Here is a 17,977-nt window from a genome sequence, read left to right as displayed (position 1 = left end):
CCGCAGGGGCGCGATGCCCTTTGTGAGATCCCGCGCAAGCCTCGCGCCCCTGCGGTGCGCTCCTACAAAAGCAGGTGAAAGGCGGGTAGATGGATATCAGGATCGGCCAGGGTTACGACGTCCACGCCTTCGGCGATGGCGATCATGTGATGCTGGGCGGCGTGCGCATCGCGCATGAGCGCGGCGTGCTGGCGCATTCCGATGGCGACGTGGCGCTGCACGCGCTGTGCGACGCCATGCTCGGCGCGCTGGCACTGGGCGACATCGGCCGCCACTTCCCGCCGTCGGACGCGCGCTGGAAGGACGCCGACAGCCGTGCCTTCGTCCGCCATTGCGATGCGCTGCTGCGCGAGCGCGGCTGGCGGGTAGGCAATTGCGACATCACCGTGATCTGCGAAGCGCCCAAGGTCGGGCCGCACGCGCAGGTCATGCGCGAACGGATCGCCGCCGACCTCGGCATCGACATCGATGCGGTAAGCGTGAAAGCGACCACCAGCGAGCAGCTGGGCTTCACCGGCCGCGGCGAGGGCATCGCGGCGCAGGCGATCTGCCTGCTGGTGCGGGCGTGACGGCGGCTGCGCGCGCCCACGGCGCGCCGGTGCTGGCCGCGCGCATCCGCAGCAGCGCGGAAGATTTCTTCGTCGAGGAATTGCCGGGCTTCGAGGCCAGCGGCGCCGGCGAGCACCTGCTGCTGACCATCGAGAAGCGCGGAATGAACACCGCCTTCGCCGCTAGGACCATCGCGCAATGGGCGGGCGTGGATGAATCGGCGATCGGCTACGCCGGGCTGAAGGACCGCCATGCGGTGACCCGCCAGCGCTTCAGCGTATGGCTGCCCAAGAAGGTCGCGCCGGCCATCGATGCGCTGAGGTCGGATGAGCTGCAGGTGCTGGAACACGCATGGCACGCGCGCAAGCTGCCGCGCGGCGCGCTGGCTGGCAACCGCTTCGTGCTGGTGCTGCGCGAAGTCGAGGGCGAGCGCGGGGCCATCGATGCACGGCTGTCCGCGATCGCACGGCGCGGCGTGCCCAACCACTTCGGCGAACAGCGCTTCGGCCGGGGAGGTGACAACGTGCGCAAGGCGGTGGCGATGTTCGCCGGCGGCCGGGTCAAGCGCGAGGAGCGCACGATGCTGCTGTCCGCCGCGCGTTCGGACCTGTTCAACCGGGTGCTGGCAGCGCGGGTCGAGGCGGGCAACTGGGACGCCGCGCTGGACGGCGAGGTGTGGATGCTGGACGGCAGCCGCAGCGTGTTCGGCCCCGAGCCGTTCACACCGGAACTGCAGGCGAGGCTGGAGGCATTCGACATCCATCCCAGCGGCCCGCTCTGGGGCGAGGGCGAACTGCGCAGCACCGGCGCTGCCCGCGAACTGGAGCTGGCGGCGCTGGCCGGCGATACCGCCTCGCGCCTGCGTGCGGGACTGGAGCGCGCGGGCCTGAAGCAGGAGCGCCGCGCGCTGCGGCTGCGGCCGATGGAACTGGCGTGGACGTGGCGCGAGGACGGCGCGCTGGAGCTGCGCTTCGGGCTGCCGCCGGGGTGCTATGCGACGACGGTGCTGTCCGAGCTGGGCGATATCGTGGACGCTGCAGCGCAATGATGAAAACTCCCTCCCCTTCGCTGCGCGAAAGGGGAGGGGAATGGCTTCAGCGCTTCTCCAGCAGCACCAGCACCGCTCCGGTGCCGCCCTGGGCGGTCGGCGGCGAATGGAACGCCAGCACGTCCGCGCGCTGGCGCAGGACGCGATCCACCAGGTTCTTCAGTACCGGCAGCCGCTCCTCCGAGTTGCGGCCCTTGCCGTGCACGATCCGCACGCAGCCCAGGCCATGCGCCCGGCAGTCGCGCAGGAATTCGCGCAGCAGCGCCTCGGCGGCGTGCGCGGGCAGGCCGTGCAGGTCGAGTTCTTCCTGCGCCGCGTATTCGCCACGCGCCAGTTTCTTCAGCACCCGCGGGGTGATTTCCTCGCGCCGGTAACTCATCGCGTCGCCGGCCTCCAGCGCGGAGACCAGCATGTGGCGGAATTCCTCGCGGGCGGCCTCCTCGTCGCGGCGGGCCATTTTCGCGGCGGGTTTCGGCTTGGGCGCGGCGGGCGGGGGCGCGGCCTCCGGCAGCGCCCGCACCTTGCCCCGGTCCGCGCCGATGGCGGCGCGGAACAGGCTGGCGTCGTCCCGGTCGTCCTGCACGGGTTGGATGTCGGGCGGTGCCTTGCGCATGGCATCAGGTTACCGCGAAGCGCTTTCGCGCATCCGGTATCATGGCCGCATGCACAATGTTCCGATGCCGTGATGCGGGTTCTGGTCAGCAACGACGACGGCGTCGACGCCCCTGGCATCCATGCGCTGGCCAAGGGCCTGCGCGATGCCGGCCACGAGGTGGTGATGGTGGCCCCCGACCGCGACCGCAGCGGCGCCAGCAATTCACTGACGCTTGACGCGCCGATCCGGGTGGTGCAACTCGACGAGCGCACCTGGAAGGTCTACGGCACCCCGACCGACTGCGTGCACGTGGCGGTCACGGGCATGCTGGAGGCGCTGGGGCTGGAGCCCGACATCGTGGTGTCCGGCATCAACAACGTCGCCAACCTCGGCGACGACGTGATCTATTCCGGCACCGTGGCGGCGGCGATGGAAGGGCGCTTCCTGGGGCTGCCGGCGGTGGCGATGTCGCTGGTCACCGAGGCCCACCAAGGCAGGCACTACGAAAGCGCGGCGCGCGCGGCGGTGGAGATCGTCGAACGCCTGCGCCGCGACCCGCTGCCGGCGTCCACCATCCTCAACGTCAACGTGCCGGACCTGCCGTGGGAAGAGATCCGCGGCTTCGAGACCAGCCGCCTCGGCCACCGTCACCGCGCCGAGCCGTGCACGCCGCAGGAAGACCCGCGCGGGCGCCAGTGGTGGTGGATCGGCGCCGCCGGCGACGAGCAGGACGCCGGCCCCGGCACCGATTTCCACGCCGTGCGCAGCGGCCATATCGCGATCACCCCGATCCACGTCGACCTCACCCGCTACCAGGCGCTGGAGCAGGTGGCCGGTTGGGTCGGCGGGCTGGCCGCGTCGATGGAGGCGAAATCGTGATCGCGCGGATGCGCCTGCAGCCGGCCGACCTCGGCATGGGCCTGACTGGCCAGCGCGTGCGCGACCGCTTGATCGACGACCTGCGCAAGGGCGGCATCACCGACGAGCGCGTGCTCAACGCGATCCGCACGGTGCCGCGCCACCAGTTCGTGGACGAGGCGCTGGCCTCGCGCGCCTATGAGAACAACGCCCTGCCGATCGGGCACGGGCAGACCATCTCGCAGCCCTTCGTGGTGGCGAAGATGACCGAAGCGCTGCTGCGCGATGGGCCGAAGAAGGTGCTGGAAGTGGGCACCGGCTCCGGCTACCAGGCCGCGGTGCTGGCCGCGCTGGGGCTGGAGGTCTTCACCGTCGAGCGCATCGGCGACCTGCTGCGCACCGCGCGCAAGCGCTTCCGCGCGCTGGGCCTGCACGTGCGCAGCAAGCACGACGACGGCCGCATCGGCTGGCCGGAGGAGGCGCCGTTCGATGCCATCATCGTCACCGCCGCAGGCGCCGCGCTGGTGGATGCGCTCATCTCCCAGCTTGGCCCGGGTGGCGTGCTGGTGGCGCCCGTAGGGGCCTCAGGCGGGCAGTCGCTGCTGTGCCTGCGCAAGCAGGCGGATGGCGGCATTGCGCAGGAAGACCTGGGTGCGGTGGTCTTCGTGCCGCTGCTGTCGGGGATGGTGGACGCATGAGCCGGATGCCGGAGTCGCCGCAGGATGCATCGCTGCGCGAGCAGCTGTCCGGCATGATCGAGCGCCTGCCCGAAGGCAGCCTGCCGCTGGGCGGGTTGCTGGACCAGTTCGGCGACGAAGGCCTGCTGCTGCTGACCGTGTTCCTGACCTTGATCTTCCTGATCCCGGTGTCGATCCCCGGCGTCAGCACCGCGTTCGGCGCCGCGATCCTGCTGGTGGGCTTGAGCCGCCTGCGCAACAAGCCACTATGGCTGCCGCAGAAGCTGCGTGCGCGGGAGGTTTCCACCACCCGCCTGCGCCCCGCGCTGGAGCGTGGGCTGACCTGGGTGCGCCGGATGGAGGCGGTCAGCCGGCCGCACCGGTTGCCACGGCTGGCGGGCGGCGGTGCGATCGGCGTGTTCAACAACCTGGCGTTCATCCTGGCGGCGCTGCTGCTGATGGCGCCGTTCGGGCTGGTGCCCTTCAGCAATACCTTGCCCGCGCTGGCGCTGTTGCTGTTTGCGGTGGGCTTCATCCAGCGCGATGGCGGCGCGGTGCTGCTGGGGCACCTGGCCAACGTCGCCACGATCGTCTACTTCAGCATCCTGGTCGGCGGCGGCGGCCTGGTGGTCAAGGAACTGATCAGCCGATACTGGCCGGGCTGAGCCCGCCGGCATCGGACACTGGGAGGCGGAATGCAGCGTATGGATACTTGGCGGTGGATGGTGGCGGTGCTGGCCGTGCTGGTGCTGGCCGGCTGCGGGCGCAGCCGGGTGGTGCGCGAATATCCGCACCGCGCGGGGCCCGGCGCCAGCAGCGCGCTGCCGCCGGTGCGGGTGTCGCAGCCGAAGTACGGCGCGACCGCGCTGGTGCAACGCGGCCAGACGGTCTACCGGATTGCCACCGAGAACGGCATCACCGCGCTGGACCTGGCGCTGTGGAACGACATCCCGCCGCCGTACACCATCCATCCGGGCCAGCGCCTGCGCCTCTACCCCAGTGATCGCCGCGATCCGCCGGTGCGCCCTGTCGCCGCCGCCAAGCCGGTGGTGGCGGGACCGCCGCAACAGCGCCCAGCCACGCCGCCGCCGGCGCCTGCGGGGAGCGACCTGGCCTGGCGCTGGCCGGCCGACGGCGCGGTGGTCGCCACCTTCGCTGGGGGCGATCCCACCCGCCAGGGCATCGATATCGCGGGCAAGGCAGGCCAGCCGGTGCGCGCTTCGGCTGATGGCGTGGTGGTGTATTCCGGTTCGGGCCTGGTGGGCTATGGCGAGTTGGTCATCGTCAAGCACAACGACCAGTGGCTGTCCGCCTATGGCCACAACCGCGCGCGGCTGGTGAACGAGGGCGCGCTGGTCAAGGCCGGACAGCAGATCGCGGAAATGGGCCGCAGCGGCGCTTCACGGGACATGCTGCACTTCGAGATCCGCTACAACGGAAAGCCGGTCAACCCGCAGGCATACCTGCCCGCGCGCTGATCGCGGGCGGGGAAAGAGGGGCGCGCGGCGACCGGCAAGGACCGGGCCCCCGGTCGAACCGGTGGCCAAGGCGGTAACTCTTGGTGCGACGGCGGCAGGCGCGGCACCTGCTCGGTTGCTTCCCCAGCTGGCGCCAGCCTTCGATTGCGTTTGCAGCGGAATGAAGGCTGGTCGTCGGGTCTGTCGCAGCTTCGAGCGGCATCGATCCATCAACGCGCGGCGCAGGCCCACGCCAATCCTGCCGAGAAGGCGGCGTGTGCCGCCTGCCGACTGTCAGCGCACCGACTTGAGGGTCAGCTCCAGCTCGTCTTTGCCATCCTTGCGTTGCAGGATGCGTGCAGGGGTGGGCAGGCCGTCGACGATCCACACGATCACCTGCTTGTCGTCGCTGCTGCGCGACACCTTGGTGGCCGTGCGTTGCTGCCCGCCGACGGTGACGGTGTCCTTGCCGAGGTTCTGGAAACGCTGCGGGCGCGCCACGCCGTTGTCCACCAGCCGGTAGCTGAGCGGCTTGCCGGCGGCGACGTCGCGGACCAGCGCCAGGTTGATCAGCATGCCGTCGAGGTCGCCGTCTTCCAGCTTCACCGGGCCAACCCGGTCGGCCTTCACGTCGCCACTCCAGTGCGCCTCGCGCTGGGCCCAGTTGTAGGTGGCGTTCTTCTGCGACCGCTTGAACAGCACCTGCGTCGCATCAACGCCGGAGAGCGGACGGAAACTGCCGCCATGCTCCTCGAACACGGTGGTCTGGCGCGAGCTGCCCAGCTGGTTGCTGACGCTCAGCTCGTAGTTCCAGCGGTTGTCGCCGCCGCGGTTCAGGGTGATCTGCGCGTTGGCCTGCACCCCCTTCCAGCTGGCCTCGTAATCGGCCACGAACGGCTTCACCGCCCATGCCTGCGAGGCGGCGAGGAGCAGGGTCAGGGCGGAGGCGATACGGACTGCTTTCATGCGGAATACCTGTTCATTACCGACGCGATCGCGTCAAGTCGCCATCGACTCTAGCGACAGCGGCGTAAACAGGGCCTGACCATCCAGGGTTGCCTGTCCATTGCGTTCAGCAAGCCGGCCGGCGGCCGCCAGCTGCAGCACTTTCACCATCAGCGGGTGTTCGACCGCAAGCACCCGCGCGGCGAGGGTGTCGGCATCGTCGCCCGGGTGCACCGGCACTCGCGCCTGTGCGATCACCGCGCCTGCGTCCAGCTCCGCATTCACGAAATGCACGCTGGCGCCGTGCTCGGCATCGCCCGCCTCCAGCGCGCGCTGGTGGGTGTGCAGGCCCTTGTGGTTCGGCAGCAGGGCAGGGTGGATGTTGAGGATGCGTCCGGTGAAGCGCTGCACGAACGCTTCGCCGAGGATGCGCATGTAACCGACGCAGACGATCCAGTCCGGTTCGCAGGCGGCCACCGCATCGGCCAGCACCGCGTCGAAGGCCTCGCGGCCGCCACAGGCTTTGGGCGTCCGCGACCAGCGCAGCGGTTCCGGCACCCGCTGCAGCGCCTGCGCGTCGGGTCTGTCGGAAAACACCCCGACGATGCGGGCGTCGAGCCTGCCGGCGGCGATCGCATCAAGGATCGCCTGCAGGTTGCTGCCGCGGCCGGAGGCGAGGATGGCGAGGCGGGCCGGCATCAGCGGATGTGCAGCCGCTCGCCTTCGCCCGCGGCCGGCACGACCTGGCCGATCTGCCAGTGCGGCAGCCCCATCCGGTCGAGGTCGGCGCCGATCGCGGCGACCGCTTCCGGCGCCACCATCAGCACGTAGCCGATGCCGCAGTTGAAGGTGCGCCACATTTCCTCGCGCGCCACGTTGCCCTCGCGCTGCAGCCAGTCGAACACCGCCGGCAGCGGCCAGCTGGCGGTGTCGATCTCCAGCCCGAGGCCGGGCGGCACCACCCGGATGACCTTCTCCACCAGTGCGCCGCCGGTGACGTGGGCCATGGCGTGGATGTCGTGCTTGGCCAGCAGCTCCAGCACCGGCTTGACGTAGATGCGGGTGGGTTCCATCAGCGCGTCGGCCAGGGTCACGCCGCCGAGGTCGAGATCCAGTGGGTTGCCTGCCCGCTCGAGGATCCTGCGCACCAGCGAATAGCCGTTGGAATGCGGGCCGCTGGAGGCGATGCCGATCAGCACGTCGCCCGCGCGCAGCTTGCTGGAGTCGATGAGCTTCGACTTTTCCACCGCGCCGACGGTGAAGCCGGCCAGGTCGTATTCACCCGGCGGATACATGTCGGGCATTTCCGCGGTCTCGCCGCCGATCAGCGCGCAGCCGGCGATCTCGCAACCCCTGGCGATGCCGCCGACCACGTTCACCGTGGTCTCGACGTCCAGCTTGCCGGTGGCGAAGTAATCGAGGAAGAACAGCGGCTCGGCGCCCTGCACCAGCACGTCATTGACGCACATCGCCACCAGATCTTGGCCGATGCTGTCGTGGCGGTCCAACTGCTTGGCCAGGATCAGCTTGGTGCCGACGCCGTCGGTGCCGGACACCAGCACCGGCTCCTTGTAGCGGCTGGAGAGGTCGAACAGGCCACCGAACAGGCCCACGCCGCCCAGCACTTCCGGGCGCATCGTGCGGCGGACCAGCGGCTTGATGCGCTCGACCACCGCGTTGCCGGCATCGATGTCGACGCCTGCGTCGCGGTAGGTCAGGCCGGGGGAGGAAGGCGTGGATGACGTCACGGCGGACTCGCGCAGGCGGAAGATGAACCGGTGATTTTAACAGCCGCCGGCCCCGGACATGGACGCGCCCGCCCGGCTGCGGCACCATTTCGGCAGCGACGGCCGGGATTTCCGGCGAGGAACCGCAATGCAGACGAAGCCGCAAGGGACGATGCGACGGTGCAAGGGATGGCTCTGGGCGGCACTGCTGGGGGCCGGCCTGTGCCTGCTGCCGGTGGGCGCGACCCTGGCGCAGCGCACCGAGGGCGACCGCGCACAGGCGCAGGGCGCCTACCAGGCCGAAGTGGTGGTGCGTAACCAGACCGACGGTGAGCGCGAAAAAGCCTTCACCCGCGCGCTGGCACAGGTATTGGGCAACGTCACCGGCGACGACGGTGCCGCCCAGCGGCCTGGCGTGCGCGAAGAACTGGCCAGGGCGGAGGACTACGTCGAGGGCTACGACTACCGCCAGGACGAAGGCGTATCCGCCACCGGGGCGCCCAGCTTCCAGACCAGGCTCGTGGTGCGCTTCCGCCAGCAGGACGTGGATGACCTGGTGGCGATGCTGGGTCTGCCCAGCTGGCCGCAACCCAGACCCAAGCCGGTGCTGTGGCTGGCCATCGACGATGGCAGCGGACCCCGGCTGGTGGGGCTGGGACAGGTGAACGCCGCGCGTTCGGTGCTGGATGCGGCCAAGTCGCGCGGTTATGCGCTGGGCCTGCCGGCGGGAACTGCCGCCGAACAGGCCGCGGTGGGTGCGATCTGGCGCGGCGACACCGCCGCGATCGCCTCGCTGTCGAAGCGCTACAGCCCGCCGATGCAGCTGATCGGCAAGCTGCAACGCAGCGATGGCGGCTGGCGCGCGGACTGGACCTTCGTTGACGCCGGCAAGGTGCTGTCGAGCTGGCAGACCAGCAGCGTGGATGCGCGCAAGGCAATGGCCGGCGGTGCCGAGGGCGCGGCGGACGCGCTCTTCAGGCGCTATGCCAAGGCCGGTACGGCCGGGCCTCCGGGGGTCTACCGCGTGCGCGTGCTCGGCATCGATGGCGCCGACGCCTATCTGCGCCTGGCCGGGTACCTGGACGGCCTGTCCATCGTCAGGCGCATCACCCCGGCCGCCGCCGCGCCGGACGCACTGGAGCTGGACCTCGAGCTGGCCTCCGGCATCAGCGGGTTCGCCCGCTACGTCAGCCGCGGCGGCACGCTGTCACCGATGCCGGCCGGCGAAGCCGGGACGGAAGCAGGCATCGCCACATTCAGGCTGGGAGCACGTTGAGCATGCATCGCGAAGACGACCTGGCCACGATCGCCGCGTTCTACCGGCGGGTGCAGTGGGCCGCGTTGGCGCTGGGCGTGGTGTGGATGGTCTGGCTGCTGGCGCCGATCCTGAGCCCGTTCGTGTTCGCCGCACTGTTGGGCTGGCTGGGCGACCCGATGGTCGACCGCCTGCAAGCCCGCCGCATGCAGCGCAATACCGCGGTGGTGCTGGTGTTCAGCTTGATGACCCTGGTGCTGACCATCGTCGCCATCCTGCTGGTGCCGCTGCTGGAGCAGCAGCTGGTGACCCTGGTCGAATCGCTGCCGAACTACCGCGACTGGTTCGTGCAGACCGCGCTGCCATGGATCGAGCGGCGCACTGGCCTGCAGATCCTGTCGTGGCTGGACCCCGAACGCCTGTTCCAGCTGATCCGGGAACACTGGCAGAGCGCCGGCGGGATGGCCGCGACGGTGCTGGGCTATGTCTCGCGCTCCGGCTTCGCGCTGATGGGCTGGCTGGCGAATATCGTGCTGCTGCCGGTACTCACCTTCTTCTTCCTGCGCGACTGGGACCTGCTGGTCGAACGCGTCGGTGCGCTGGTGCCGCGCGACCACTACGACACCGTACGCCGGCTGGCGCGTGAATCCGACGAGGTGCTGGGCGGCTTCCTGCGCGGCCAGCTCACGGTGATGCTGATTCTGGGCGTGCTGTACGCGATCGGCCTGTGGGCGGTTGGCCTCAACCTCGGCATCCTGATCGGCCTGATCGCCGGCCTGCTGACCTTCGTGCCCTACCTGGGGCCGGCGGCCATCGTGGTGTTCGGCGGCATCGCCGCACTGGTCCAGTACGGCGACTGGCAGCACCTGGCCGGCGTGGGCGTGGTGTTCGCGCTCGGCCAGGTCATCGAAAGCTACTGGCTGACCCCGAAGCTGGTCGGCGACAGGATCGGCCTGCACCCGATGGCGGTGATCTTCGCGGTGATGGCGGGTGGCACCCTGTTCGGCTTCCTCGGCATGCTGCTGGCGCTGCCGGTGGCGGCGGTGGCGAACGTGCTGCTGCGCTATGCGCAGGACCGCTATCGGCACAGCCGCCTGTATGCAGGCGACACCCCGACGATCCTGCTGCAGCCGGGCGCCGCAGCCGTCGAGGCGCCGGCGGACGAGCGCGAGCCGCCCGCGATCTGAGATGGCCGAACTGGTGCCACAGCTGCCGCTGGCCCTGCGCGCGCCGCCCGACCAGCGGCTGTCGCGCTATGTCGGCGCGTCGCCCGGGCTGGTGGAGAGCCTGCATGCACTGGCGGTCGGCAGCGCCGCCGCCGGGCTCTACCTGCATGGCGCACACGCCACCGGCAAGACCCACCTGCTGCTGGCCACCTGCGCCGAGGCGGAGGCGGCAGGTGCCCGCGCCGCCTACCTCACCCTGCGCGGCCTGAAGGGCCACGTGCGCGCGGCGGTGGAGGGATTGGAGCGTGCGGCCCTGGTGGCGGTGGACGACGTCGACGCCATCGCCGGCGGCCGCGACGACGAGGTGGCGCTGTTCGACCTGCACAATCGCCTGCATGACGCCGGGCGCGGCGTCCTGTACGCCGCCGACGCGGCGCCGGACGCGCTGCCGCTGGTGTTGCCGGACCTGCGTTCGCGGCTGGCGCAATGCGCGCGCTGGGCGCTGCCGGTGCTGGACGATGCGGGCCGCGCCGAGCTGCTGCGCCAGCGTGCCGCTGCGCGCGGGCTGGATCTCGACGAGGCCGCGCTGGACTGGCTGCTGCGCCGCTGCAGCCGCGACCTTGGCAGCCTGACCGCGATCTTCGAACGTCTGGACCGCGCCTCGCTGGCCGCGCAGCGCCGATTGACCGTGCCGTTCCTGCGGCAGGTGCTGGAAGCGGATCCGGGCTAGCCGCGCAGCGCCGCGTCCAATCCCTGCAACCGCTCCGGCGTGCCCACGTCGGTCCAGCGCCCCTTGTGGTGTTCGCCGGTGATCGCGCCGAGGGCCATGCGCGCGCGCAGGAGCGGCGCCAGCGGGAACTTCGGCTTGCCGTTGGCCATGGCGGGCTTGGGAATTTCTGCCTGCCAGTTGTCCAGCAACTGCGGGCGATAGACGCCGATGCCGGCATAGGTGAGCTTGTGTCCGCCATCGGCGCGCACGCAGCCGTCGGCGTCGAGGGCGAAATCACCGTGGGTCGCCTGCGGCGGCCGATCCACCATCACCAGATGCGCCAGCCCGCGCGGTTCGCGCGGCAGGCCGGCGAAATCGAAGTCCGTCCACACATCGCCATTGACCAGCAGGAAGGGGGTCCGGTCCAGCAGCGGCAGCGCGTTCCACATGCCGCCGCCGGTTTCCAGCGGGGTATCGCCTTCAAAGACATAGTGGATGCGCAGGCCCCAGCGCGCGCCGTCGCCCAGCGACGCGGGAAACTGGTCTGCCAGCCACGAGGTGTTGACGACGACGTCGCGGATGCCCAGCGCCGCCAGCTTCTCCAGGTGCCATTCGATCAGAGGCTTGCCGCCGACTCGCAGCAGCGGCTTCGGCGTGGTGTCGGTGAGCGGGCGCATGCGCTCCCCGAGGCCGGCGGCAAAGATCAGCGCCTTCATGCCGCGACCCTCGCGAACGCGGGCTTGATGGTGTTGTCCAGCAGCTCGCGCAGCGGCGCGAGCTGGTGGTATCTCGGCACCACCGCGTCGAGGTAGACGAAGAAGCGCTGTGCGTCTTTGATGTAGTGCGGCTTGCCGTCGCGGTGGTGCAGGCGGGCGAAGATGCCGAGGATCTTGAGGTGCCGCTGCACGCCGCACCAGTCGGCGTCGCGAAGAAAAGTCTCCAGCGCCGGCACCGGCAAACCGGCTTCGATGGCGCGCGCGTGGTAGCGGCGCAGCCAGGCATCGACGCGCGCTTCCGGCCAGCTCAGGAAAGCATCGCGCAGCAGGCTGACCGGGTCATAGGCGATCGGGCCCAGCACCAGGTCCTGGAAATCCAGCACCGCCGGGCCGGCTTCGACCGGCATCAGGTTGCGCGGCATGTAGTCGCGATGGGTGGGCACGCGTGGCTGCGCCAGCGCGTTGTCCATCAGGCGGCGCTGCGCCAGCTCCAGCCGTTCGCTGTCGCCGCAGTCCAGTTCGATGCCGAGGTGGCGGCGGATGAACCAGTCCTCGAACAGTCCGGCATCGCGTTGCAGCAGGGCCTCGCCGAACACCGGGAAATCCGCCGGTAGCGCCAGCGACTGCAGCCGCAGCAGTTGGGTGATCGCGGCGTCCATGTGCGTATCGGCGTTGGCGTCGTTGATCAGCTGCGCCACGGTCGGGCCGCCGAGGTCTTCCAGCAGCAGGAAGCCGGCGTCGACGTCGCGCGCCAGCACCTGCGGCACGCGCACGCCGGCGGCTTCCAGCAGGTCGCGGATGCTCAGCCACGGGCGCACGTCTTCCCGGTCCGGCGGCGAGTCCATCACGATCCGTGACGGGGTGACGCCCACGCTGCGCCAGTAGCTGCGGAAGCCGGCGTCGGTGGAGGCCCGCTCAAGCCCGGCATCGGCATTTCCCAGCGCGTGGCGGGCCCAGTGCAGGCGGAGGATGGCGCGATCGTCGGTTGCAGGGCTGCTCATGGGCAAAGGGTAAACTGCCGATTCGATTCCAGCGAGGCAGGTATGGCGAAGTTGCAGCCCGTGTTGTTGTCCGGCGGCTCCGGTACCCGCCTGTGGCCGCTGTCGCGCGAGGCCTATCCCAAGCAGTTCCTGCCGCTGGCGGGCGACGACACCATGCTGCAGGCCACCTGGCTGCGGGTAGCCGCGATCGCCGATGCCGCGCCGATCGTCGTGGCCGGCGAAGACCACCGCTTCCTGGTCGCCGAGCAGCTGCGCCAGATCGGTGCCCCCACTCCGGCGATCGTGCTGGAGCCGCTGGGCCGCAACACCGCGCCGGCGATCGCGGCGGCGGCGCTGCAGGCGCTGGCCGGGGGCGATGATCCGCTGCTGCTGGTGCTGCCTTCCGACCACGTGGTACGCGATGGTGAGGCTTTCCGTGCCGCCGTGCGGCAAGCGATGCCGGCGGCCGAGGCGGGTGCGCTGGTGACGTTCGGGATCGTGCCGGATGGGCCGGAGACCGGCTTTGGCTATATCCATGCCGAAGCGGGCGAAGCCGGCAGGAGCGATGGCGTGCGCAAGGTGCTGCGCTTCGTCGAGAAGCCCGATGCGGCCACCGCGCAGCGCTATCTGGATGCCGGCGGCTATTACTGGAACAGCGGCATGTTCCTGCTGCGGGCTTCGCGCTACCTCGATGAGTTGCAGCGCTTCCGTCCCGACATCGTCGCAGCGGTGCGTGCGTCGTTCGATGCCGCCGCCCGCGACGGCGATTTCATCCGCCTGGACAAAGCCGCGTTCGCCGCCTGTCCGTCGGACTCCATCGACTATGCGGTGATGGAGAAGACCGATGCCGCCTGTGTGCTGCCGGTGGACATCGGCTGGAACGATGTCGGTTCGTGGTCGGCGCTGTGGGCGGTGAGCGAGCAGGACGCCCACGGCAACGCGCACCACGGCGACGTGGTGTCCATCGACAGTCGCAACAGCTACGCGTACGCACGGCGGCTGGTGGCGCTGGTGGGCGTGGACGATCTGGTGGTGGTGGAAACCGACGATGCGGTGCTGGTGGCGCGCAAGGACCGGGTGCAGCAGGTCAAGGACGTGGTGGCGCAGCTAAAGGCCGGGCAGCGCTCGCAGGCCGTGCTGCACCGCGAGGTGCATCGCCCGTGGGGCAGCTACGACTCCATCGACATGGCCGACGGGTTCCAGGTCAAGCGGATCAAGGTCAAGCCGGGGGCGCGGCTGTCGCTGCAGTCCCACGAGCGCCGCGCCGAGCACTGGGTGGTGGTGCGCGGCACCGCGCGGGTGACCCGCGACAACGACGTGTTCGAGCTGTTCGCCAACCAGAGCGCGTACATTCCGATCGGCGCCAAGCATCGGTTGGAGAATCCCGGCAGCGAGATGCTGGAGCTGATCGAGGTGCAGTCCGGGGATTACCTGGGCGAGGACGATATCGTCCGCTATGAGGACGTGTACGGGCGGTCGTGAGGGTGTGTGCGGCGTGCATTCTTTCGCGGCCGCGTTCCTGCGGGCACTGCCTTCCGCGAATGTCCTCCGGCATTGGCCCAGGGCCAATGCCTCCTCCTTGATTTCGCTCCAGGCAGCGCCCGCAGGAAGGCGGCTGGGGCATCGCGGCACCTGAAGTGAAAAACCCTCCACGCGATACGGGAGGGTTTGTGTACGCGCTGGACTAGGCTGGCAGTCAGCCCAGACTGGCCAGCCACTCGTCGTCGCTGCCCTCGTTGATGTCGGCGAACAGCGGACTGGAGAAATAGCGCTCGCCGGTATCCGGCAGCATTGCGAGCAGCACGCTGCCTTCGGGCGCGGTTTCCGCCAGCTGCAGGGCGGTGGCGGCGGTGGCCCCGGCTGAGATGCCGACGAAGATGCCTTCCTCGGCAGCCAGCCGGCGCGAGGTGGCGATGGCGTCCTCGTCGGTGACCGTGCGCAGTTCGTCGAAGGCGTTGCGGTTGATGACCTCGGGCACGAAGTCCGGCGTCCAGCCCTGGATCTTGTGCGGCGCCCACGCATCGCCCTTGAGCAGGGCGGCGCCGGCCGGTTCGGTGGCGACAATGCGGGTGTCCGGGCGCGCCAGTTTGAGCACTTCGCCCACGCCGGTGAGGGTGCCGCCGCTGCCCCAGCCGCTGACGAAGACGTCCAGCCGCTTGCCGGCGAAGTCGCGCAGGATTTCCGCCGCGGTGGTCTGGCGGTGGTAGGCGGGGTTGGCCGGGTTGGTGAACTGGCTGGCCCAGAACCAGCCGTGTTTTTCCGCCAGTTCCCTGGCCTTCTGGACCATGCCGGTGCCGCGTGCCGCGGCAGGGGTCAGGATGACCTTGGCGCCGTAGGCGCGCATCGCCTTGCGGCGTTCAATCGAGAAGGTTTCCGTCATCACCGCCACGAACCTGTAGCCGCGCGCCGCGGCGATCATCGCCAGCGCGATGCCGGTGTTGCCGGAGGTGGCTTCGACGATGGTGTCACCGGGCTTGAGCAGGCCGCGGCGCTCGGCGTCGAGGATGATCCCCAGCGCCAGCCGGTCCTTGACCGAGCCGCCGGGATTGAACGATTCCGCTTTGACATACACCGTCGCGTGCTTCGGTGCGATGCGGTTGAGGCGGATGATCGGGGTGTTGCCGACGGCGTCGAGGATGCTGTTGTAGATGGTCATTGCGATGGATCCTTGGAATGCGATGGAAAACGGTCAGGCGGCGCGGGCCAGGGCGTCGGGCGGACATCGCTGGTGTTCGCCGCCCAGCGGCGGGGCGCCGAACCAGTGCAGGCGCGTGGCCAGCGCGGCCACTTCGCCCACCACCAGCAGCGCCGGCGCGCGCACGGCATGCGCCGCGGCCAGTTCCGGCAGTTGCGCCAGCGTGCCGGCAATCACCCGCTGCTGCGGGCGGCTGCCGTTCTCCACCAGCGCCACCGGGGTGGATGCTGCGCGGCCATGCGTTAGCAGGTTGTCGCGCAGGCGGGCCAGGCCCTGCACGCCCATGTAGAACACCAGGGTCTGGCGAGGTTTGGCCAGCGCGGGCCAGTCGTGGTCGGCGTCGCCGTCGCGGGCCTGCGCGGTGAGCAGGTGCAGCGATTGCGCATGCGTGCGATGGGTCAGCGGGATGCCGGCGTAGGCGGCGCAGGCGGTCGCGGCGGTGATGCCCGGGACCACTTCGAAATCGATGCCGGCGTCGCGCAGCGCTTCGAGTTCTTCGCCGCCGCGGCCGAACACGAACGGGTCGCCGCCCTTCAGTCGCACCACCCGGCGTCCGGCGCTGGCATGCTCGATGAGCAGGGCGTGGATGTGCTGCTGGGTGGCGTCGTGGTCGCCGCCGACGTGCTTGCCGACATCGATGCGCTGCGCGTCGCGGCGTGCCAGCGCGAGCACGCCATCGCTGACCAGCCGGTCGTGCAGGATCACGTCGGCCTCGTTGAGCAGGCGCAGCGCGCGCAGGGTGAGCAGGCCGGGATCGCCCGGGCCGGCGCCGACCAGTGCGACGCGGCCGGCGGACGATGCCCGCCGCGACGCCAGCTCCGCTTCCACCGCGCGGCGCGCCGCCACTGCATCGCCACGACGCAGCAGCGACTGCGCCGGGCCGGCCAGCACGCGTTCGAAGAAGGCGCGGCGCTGGCCCAGGTCGGCCAGTTGCATGCGGATGCGCCCGCGCAGTTCGCCCAGCAGCCCGGCAAGCTGGCCCAGCGCTTCGTCGAGGCGGGTCTCCAGCTGCTCGCGCAGGTGCCGCGCCAGCATCGGCGAGGCGCCGCCGCTGGAGATCGCCACCTGCAGCGGGCCGCGCTGCACGCGCGCGGGCAGCTGGGCGCTGGCGAGTTCGGCATCGTCCACCACATTGATGAACAGACGGCGGGCGTGCGCCGCGGCGGCCACCGCGCGGTTGACCGCGTCGTCATCGGTGGCGGCGATCACCAGCCAGCTGCCGTCGAGCTGTTCGGGCGCGAACGCAGTCGGAATGTGCGCCAATCGATTCGCCTGTGCCAGCGCTGCCAGTGCCGGGGTGATGGCGGGGGCCACCATGACGACTGCGGCGCCACTGTCCAGCAGCGCCGCCACCTTGCGCGCGGCCACCTCGCCGCCGCCCACCACCAGCACGCGGCGGCCGCGCAGGTCGAGGAACAGGGGGAACAGCGCGGCGCCGGGTTGGGACATGCCGACACGCTAGGCGGCGTGGCCTGCGCGGGGAAATGGTGGCAGGATGTCTGCTTATGCTCCTGTGGCATAAGCGAGCCGCGGAGAAGCGCTCTCGCGCATGTATACTTCATCGCTATATGCCGATGTAGAGATATATAAACGCCGCCATGACCCTGACCCAGCTCCGCTACCTCGTCGCCATTGCCGATTCCGGGTTCAACATCACCCAGGCGGCGGAGAAGGTGCACGCCACCCAGCCCGGTTTGTCCAAGCAGCTCAAGCAGCTGGAGGACGAGTTGGGCTTCCAGCTGTTCCTGCGCAAGGGCCGCAGCCTGGAAGGCGTGGCGCCGGCCGGGGTAAAGGTGATCGAGCACGCGCGCAGGATCCTGGTCGAGGCCGCCAACATCCGCAGCTACGCCGCCAACGAGCGCGGCGAATACAGCGGCCGCCTGCTGCTGGCCACCACCCATACCCAGGCGCGCTACGTGCTGCCGAAGGTCATCGCGGAGCTGACCCGGCGCTACCCCAAGGTCAGCGTCGATCTGTTCGCGGCCGGGGATGCGGAGGTGCTGGACAAGCTGGGCGAGGCCGATTTCGGCCTGATCAGCACCGCCGGCAGCCCGCCGCCGACCAGCGGCATGGCGGTGCCCCTGTTCCGCTGGCAGCGCGTGCTGCTGGTGCAGAAGACGCATCCGCTGGCCAGCCTGGGGCGGCCGCCGTCGCTGGCCGAGCTGGCGCGGCATCCGCTGATTTCCTACGAGTCCTCGACCCTGCCGGAATCGTCGCTGCAGCGCGCCTTCGCGGCCATCGGGGTGGCGCCGTCGATCGCGATGACGGCGCGCGATGCCAACCTCATCAAGACCTATGTGCGCACCGGCATGGGCGCGGGCCTGCTGGCCGAGATGGCGGTGGGCGGACGCGAAGACGACGACCTGCGGGTGATCGGGGCGCCGCCGGAGCTGCCCGAGTGCATCACCTGGGCGGTGGTGCCGCGCGGCCGCGTGCTGCGCGAATACGCGCTGGCGCTGCTGCACGGGCTGGCGCCGCAGATCGACCCGCGCGACCTGCGCCGCATCCTCGAGGGCAACCTCGCCCCCGACTGGCCGCTGCCCCCGCGCTGGAAGGCCTGAGCGACCGCGCGGATCCATCCGGGCGTCGCTGCCGTGACC

Annotated in this window: 19 protein-coding genes; 11 read left to right on the top strand and 8 right to left on the bottom strand. The window is 70.3% G+C overall.

The features are described from left to right. Window positions 1-89 precede the first annotated feature (89 nt). Together ispF and truD are read left to right on the top strand one after the other, a co-directional pair. Window positions 90-569 carry a 2-C-methyl-D-erythritol 2,4-cyclodiphosphate synthase gene (ispF, locus tag ICG51_RS03465; RefSeq protein ID WP_190281662.1) on the top strand — a complete coding sequence of 160 codons (480 nt, stop codon included), beginning with the start codon at window positions 90-92 and terminating at the stop codon, window positions 567-569. Beyond that, a complete protein-coding gene (truD, locus tag ICG51_RS03460) occupies window positions 566-1,597 on the top strand; it encodes a tRNA pseudouridine(13) synthase TruD (protein WP_190281661.1) in 1,032 nt (343 codons plus the stop codon). The genes ispF and truD overlap by 4 nt, the downstream gene beginning before the upstream one ends. A gap of 46 nt (window positions 1,598-1,643) precedes the next feature. Here the strand turns inward: truD and ICG51_RS03455 are convergent, their stop codons facing one another. After that, on the bottom strand, window positions 1,644-2,210 hold the full coding sequence (locus tag ICG51_RS03455) for a Smr/MutS family protein (protein ID WP_190281660.1): 567 nt from the start codon (window positions 2,208-2,210) through the stop codon (window positions 1,644-1,646). A gap of 72 nt (window positions 2,211-2,282) precedes the next feature. On the opposite strand from ICG51_RS03455, the gene surE reads away from it, so the two are divergent. The 4 genes from surE to ICG51_RS03435 are packed head-to-tail and all read left to right on the top strand — an operon-like array spanning window position 2,283 to window position 5,205. Beyond that, complete coding sequence (surE, locus tag ICG51_RS03450; protein ID WP_190281659.1) at window positions 2,283-3,071, top strand: 5'/3'-nucleotidase SurE; 789 nt, start codon at window positions 2,283-2,285, stop codon at window positions 3,069-3,071. Beyond that, window positions 3,068-3,748 (top strand): protein-L-isoaspartate(D-aspartate) O-methyltransferase, encoded by a 681-nt coding sequence (locus tag ICG51_RS03445; protein WP_190281658.1) that lies wholly within the window; start codon window positions 3,068-3,070, stop codon window positions 3,746-3,748. Before surE ends, ICG51_RS03445 begins: the two co-directional genes overlap by 4 nt. Beyond that, a complete protein-coding gene (locus ICG51_RS03440) occupies window positions 3,745-4,392 on the top strand; it encodes an exopolysaccharide biosynthesis protein (RefSeq protein WP_190281657.1) in 648 nt (215 codons plus the stop codon). The genes ICG51_RS03445 and ICG51_RS03440 overlap by 4 nt, the downstream gene beginning before the upstream one ends. Window positions 4,393-4,422: 30 nt before the next feature. Further along, complete coding sequence (locus ICG51_RS03435) at window positions 4,423-5,205, top strand: peptidoglycan DD-metalloendopeptidase family protein (protein ID WP_190281656.1); 783 nt, start codon at window positions 4,423-4,425, stop codon at window positions 5,203-5,205. A 273-nt stretch (window positions 5,206-5,478) separates the two neighbouring features. On the opposite strand, the gene ICG51_RS03430 is transcribed toward ICG51_RS03435, so the two are convergent. Genes ICG51_RS03430 through purM form a run of 3 tightly spaced genes read right to left on the bottom strand, consistent with a single transcriptional unit; the run spans window position 5,479 to window position 7,877 of the window. After that, window positions 5,479-6,150, bottom strand: a complete 672-nt coding sequence (locus tag ICG51_RS03430) for a DUF3108 domain-containing protein (protein WP_190281655.1) — start codon at window positions 6,148-6,150, stop codon at window positions 5,479-5,481. A 33-nt stretch (window positions 6,151-6,183) separates the two neighbouring features. Further along, the gene (purN, locus tag ICG51_RS03425) at window positions 6,184-6,828 is read right to left on the bottom strand and encodes a phosphoribosylglycinamide formyltransferase (protein WP_190281654.1); all 645 of its coding nucleotides are present in this window, start codon (window positions 6,826-6,828) and stop codon (window positions 6,184-6,186) included. After that, on the bottom strand, window positions 6,828-7,877 hold the full coding sequence (gene purM / locus ICG51_RS03420) for a phosphoribosylformylglycinamidine cyclo-ligase (protein ID WP_190281653.1): 1,050 nt from the start codon (window positions 7,875-7,877) through the stop codon (window positions 6,828-6,830). Before purM ends, purN begins: the two co-directional genes overlap by 1 nt. Before the next feature lie 151 nt (window positions 7,878-8,028). On the opposite strand from purM, the gene ICG51_RS03415 reads away from it, so the two are divergent. Genes ICG51_RS03415 through hda form a run of 3 tightly spaced genes read left to right on the top strand, consistent with a single transcriptional unit; the run spans window position 8,029 to window position 11,007 of the window. After that, window positions 8,029-9,132 (top strand): DUF2066 domain-containing protein, encoded by a 1,104-nt coding sequence (locus ICG51_RS03415; RefSeq protein ID WP_190281652.1) that lies wholly within the window; start codon window positions 8,029-8,031, stop codon window positions 9,130-9,132. Window positions 9,133-9,134: 2 nt separating this feature from the next. Next, the gene (locus ICG51_RS03410; RefSeq protein WP_190282335.1) at window positions 9,135-10,298 is read left to right on the top strand and encodes an AI-2E family transporter; all 1,164 of its coding nucleotides are present in this window, start codon (window positions 9,135-9,137) and stop codon (window positions 10,296-10,298) included. A gap of 1 nt (window position 10,299) precedes the next feature. After that, window positions 10,300-11,007: a DnaA regulatory inactivator Hda gene (hda, locus tag ICG51_RS03405; protein ID WP_190281651.1), complete on the top strand. Its 708-nt coding sequence runs from the start codon at window positions 10,300-10,302 to the stop codon at window positions 11,005-11,007. On the opposite strand, the gene murU is transcribed toward hda, so the two are convergent. Together murU and ICG51_RS03395 are read right to left on the bottom strand one after the other, a co-directional pair. Continuing rightward, window positions 11,004-11,702, bottom strand: coding sequence for an N-acetylmuramate alpha-1-phosphate uridylyltransferase MurU (gene murU / locus ICG51_RS03400; RefSeq protein WP_190281650.1), 699 nt, complete (start codon window positions 11,700-11,702; stop codon window positions 11,004-11,006). The genes hda and murU overlap by 4 nt on opposite strands. After that, on the bottom strand, window positions 11,699-12,703 hold the full coding sequence (locus ICG51_RS03395) for a phosphotransferase (RefSeq protein ID WP_190281649.1): 1,005 nt from the start codon (window positions 12,701-12,703) through the stop codon (window positions 11,699-11,701). The genes murU and ICG51_RS03395 overlap by 4 nt, the downstream gene beginning before the upstream one ends. 42 nt (window positions 12,704-12,745) lie before the next feature. Between ICG51_RS03395 and ICG51_RS03390 the strand changes: the two genes are divergently transcribed. After that, window positions 12,746-14,164, top strand: coding sequence for a mannose-1-phosphate guanylyltransferase/mannose-6-phosphate isomerase (locus ICG51_RS03390; RefSeq protein ID WP_028838986.1), 1,419 nt, complete (start codon window positions 12,746-12,748; stop codon window positions 14,162-14,164). 214 nt (window positions 14,165-14,378) lie between these two features. Here ICG51_RS03390 and cysK read toward each other — a convergent pair whose 3' ends face one another. Together cysK and cysG are read right to left on the bottom strand one after the other, a co-directional pair. Next, window positions 14,379-15,338: a cysteine synthase A gene (cysK, locus tag ICG51_RS03385; RefSeq protein WP_190281648.1), complete on the bottom strand. Its 960-nt coding sequence runs from the start codon at window positions 15,336-15,338 to the stop codon at window positions 14,379-14,381. A 33-nt stretch (window positions 15,339-15,371) separates the two neighbouring features. Continuing rightward, entirely contained in the window at window positions 15,372-16,826 is a 1,455-nt protein-coding gene (gene cysG / locus ICG51_RS03380) for a siroheme synthase CysG (protein WP_190281647.1), read from the bottom strand. Window positions 16,827-16,975: 149 nt separating this feature from the next. Here cysG and ICG51_RS03375 point away from each other — a divergent pair, with 149 nt between their 5' ends. Then, the gene (locus ICG51_RS03375; protein WP_190281646.1) at window positions 16,976-17,938 is read left to right on the top strand and encodes a LysR family transcriptional regulator; all 963 of its coding nucleotides are present in this window, start codon (window positions 16,976-16,978) and stop codon (window positions 17,936-17,938) included. Window positions 17,939-17,977: the final 39 nt, after the last annotated feature.

The sequence above is a fragment of the Thermomonas sp. XSG genome (assembly GCF_014678725.1).
GTDB lineage: Bacteria > Pseudomonadota > Gammaproteobacteria > Xanthomonadales > Xanthomonadaceae > Thermomonas.
This window is presented reverse-complemented; position numbering and strand designations above follow the sequence as displayed.

Excerpts from the sequence above, each read along its gene's own strand:
- ispF (WP_190281662.1), top strand. The coding sequence starts at position 90 with ATGGATATCAGGATCGGCCAGGGTTACGACGTCCACGCCTTCGGCGAT.
- ICG51_RS03455 (WP_190281660.1), bottom strand. The coding sequence starts at position 2,210 with ATGCGCAAGGCACCGCCCGACATCCAACCCGTGCAGGACGACCGGGAC.
- surE (WP_190281659.1), top strand. The coding sequence starts at position 2,283 with ATGCGGGTTCTGGTCAGCAACGACGACGGCGTCGACGCCCCTGGCATC.
- ICG51_RS03440 (WP_190281657.1), top strand. The coding sequence starts at position 3,745 with ATGAGCCGGATGCCGGAGTCGCCGCAGGATGCATCGCTGCGCGAGCAG.
- ICG51_RS03435 (WP_190281656.1), top strand. The coding sequence starts at position 4,423 with ATGCAGCGTATGGATACTTGGCGGTGGATGGTGGCGGTGCTGGCCGTG.
- ICG51_RS03430 (WP_190281655.1), bottom strand. The coding sequence starts at position 6,150 with ATGAAAGCAGTCCGTATCGCCTCCGCCCTGACCCTGCTCCTCGCCGCC.
- purN (WP_190281654.1), bottom strand. The coding sequence starts at position 6,828 with ATGCCGGCCCGCCTCGCCATCCTCGCCTCCGGCCGCGGCAGCAACCTG.
- ICG51_RS03415 (WP_190281652.1), top strand. The coding sequence starts at position 8,029 with ATGCGACGGTGCAAGGGATGGCTCTGGGCGGCACTGCTGGGGGCCGGC.
- ICG51_RS03410 (WP_190282335.1), top strand. The coding sequence starts at position 9,135 with ATGCATCGCGAAGACGACCTGGCCACGATCGCCGCGTTCTACCGGCGG.
- hda (WP_190281651.1), top strand. The coding sequence starts at position 10,300 with ATGGCCGAACTGGTGCCACAGCTGCCGCTGGCCCTGCGCGCGCCGCCC.
- murU (WP_190281650.1), bottom strand. The coding sequence starts at position 11,702 with ATGAAGGCGCTGATCTTTGCCGCCGGCCTCGGGGAGCGCATGCGCCCG.
- ICG51_RS03395 (WP_190281649.1), bottom strand. The coding sequence starts at position 12,703 with ATGAGCAGCCCTGCAACCGACGATCGCGCCATCCTCCGCCTGCACTGG.
- ICG51_RS03390 (WP_028838986.1), top strand. The coding sequence starts at position 12,746 with ATGGCGAAGTTGCAGCCCGTGTTGTTGTCCGGCGGCTCCGGTACCCGC.
- cysK (WP_190281648.1), bottom strand. The coding sequence starts at position 15,338 with ATGACCATCTACAACAGCATCCTCGACGCCGTCGGCAACACCCCGATC.
- cysG (WP_190281647.1), bottom strand. The coding sequence starts at position 16,826 with ATGTCCCAACCCGGCGCCGCGCTGTTCCCCCTGTTCCTCGACCTGCGC.
- ICG51_RS03375 (WP_190281646.1), top strand. The coding sequence starts at position 16,976 with ATGACCCTGACCCAGCTCCGCTACCTCGTCGCCATTGCCGATTCCGGG.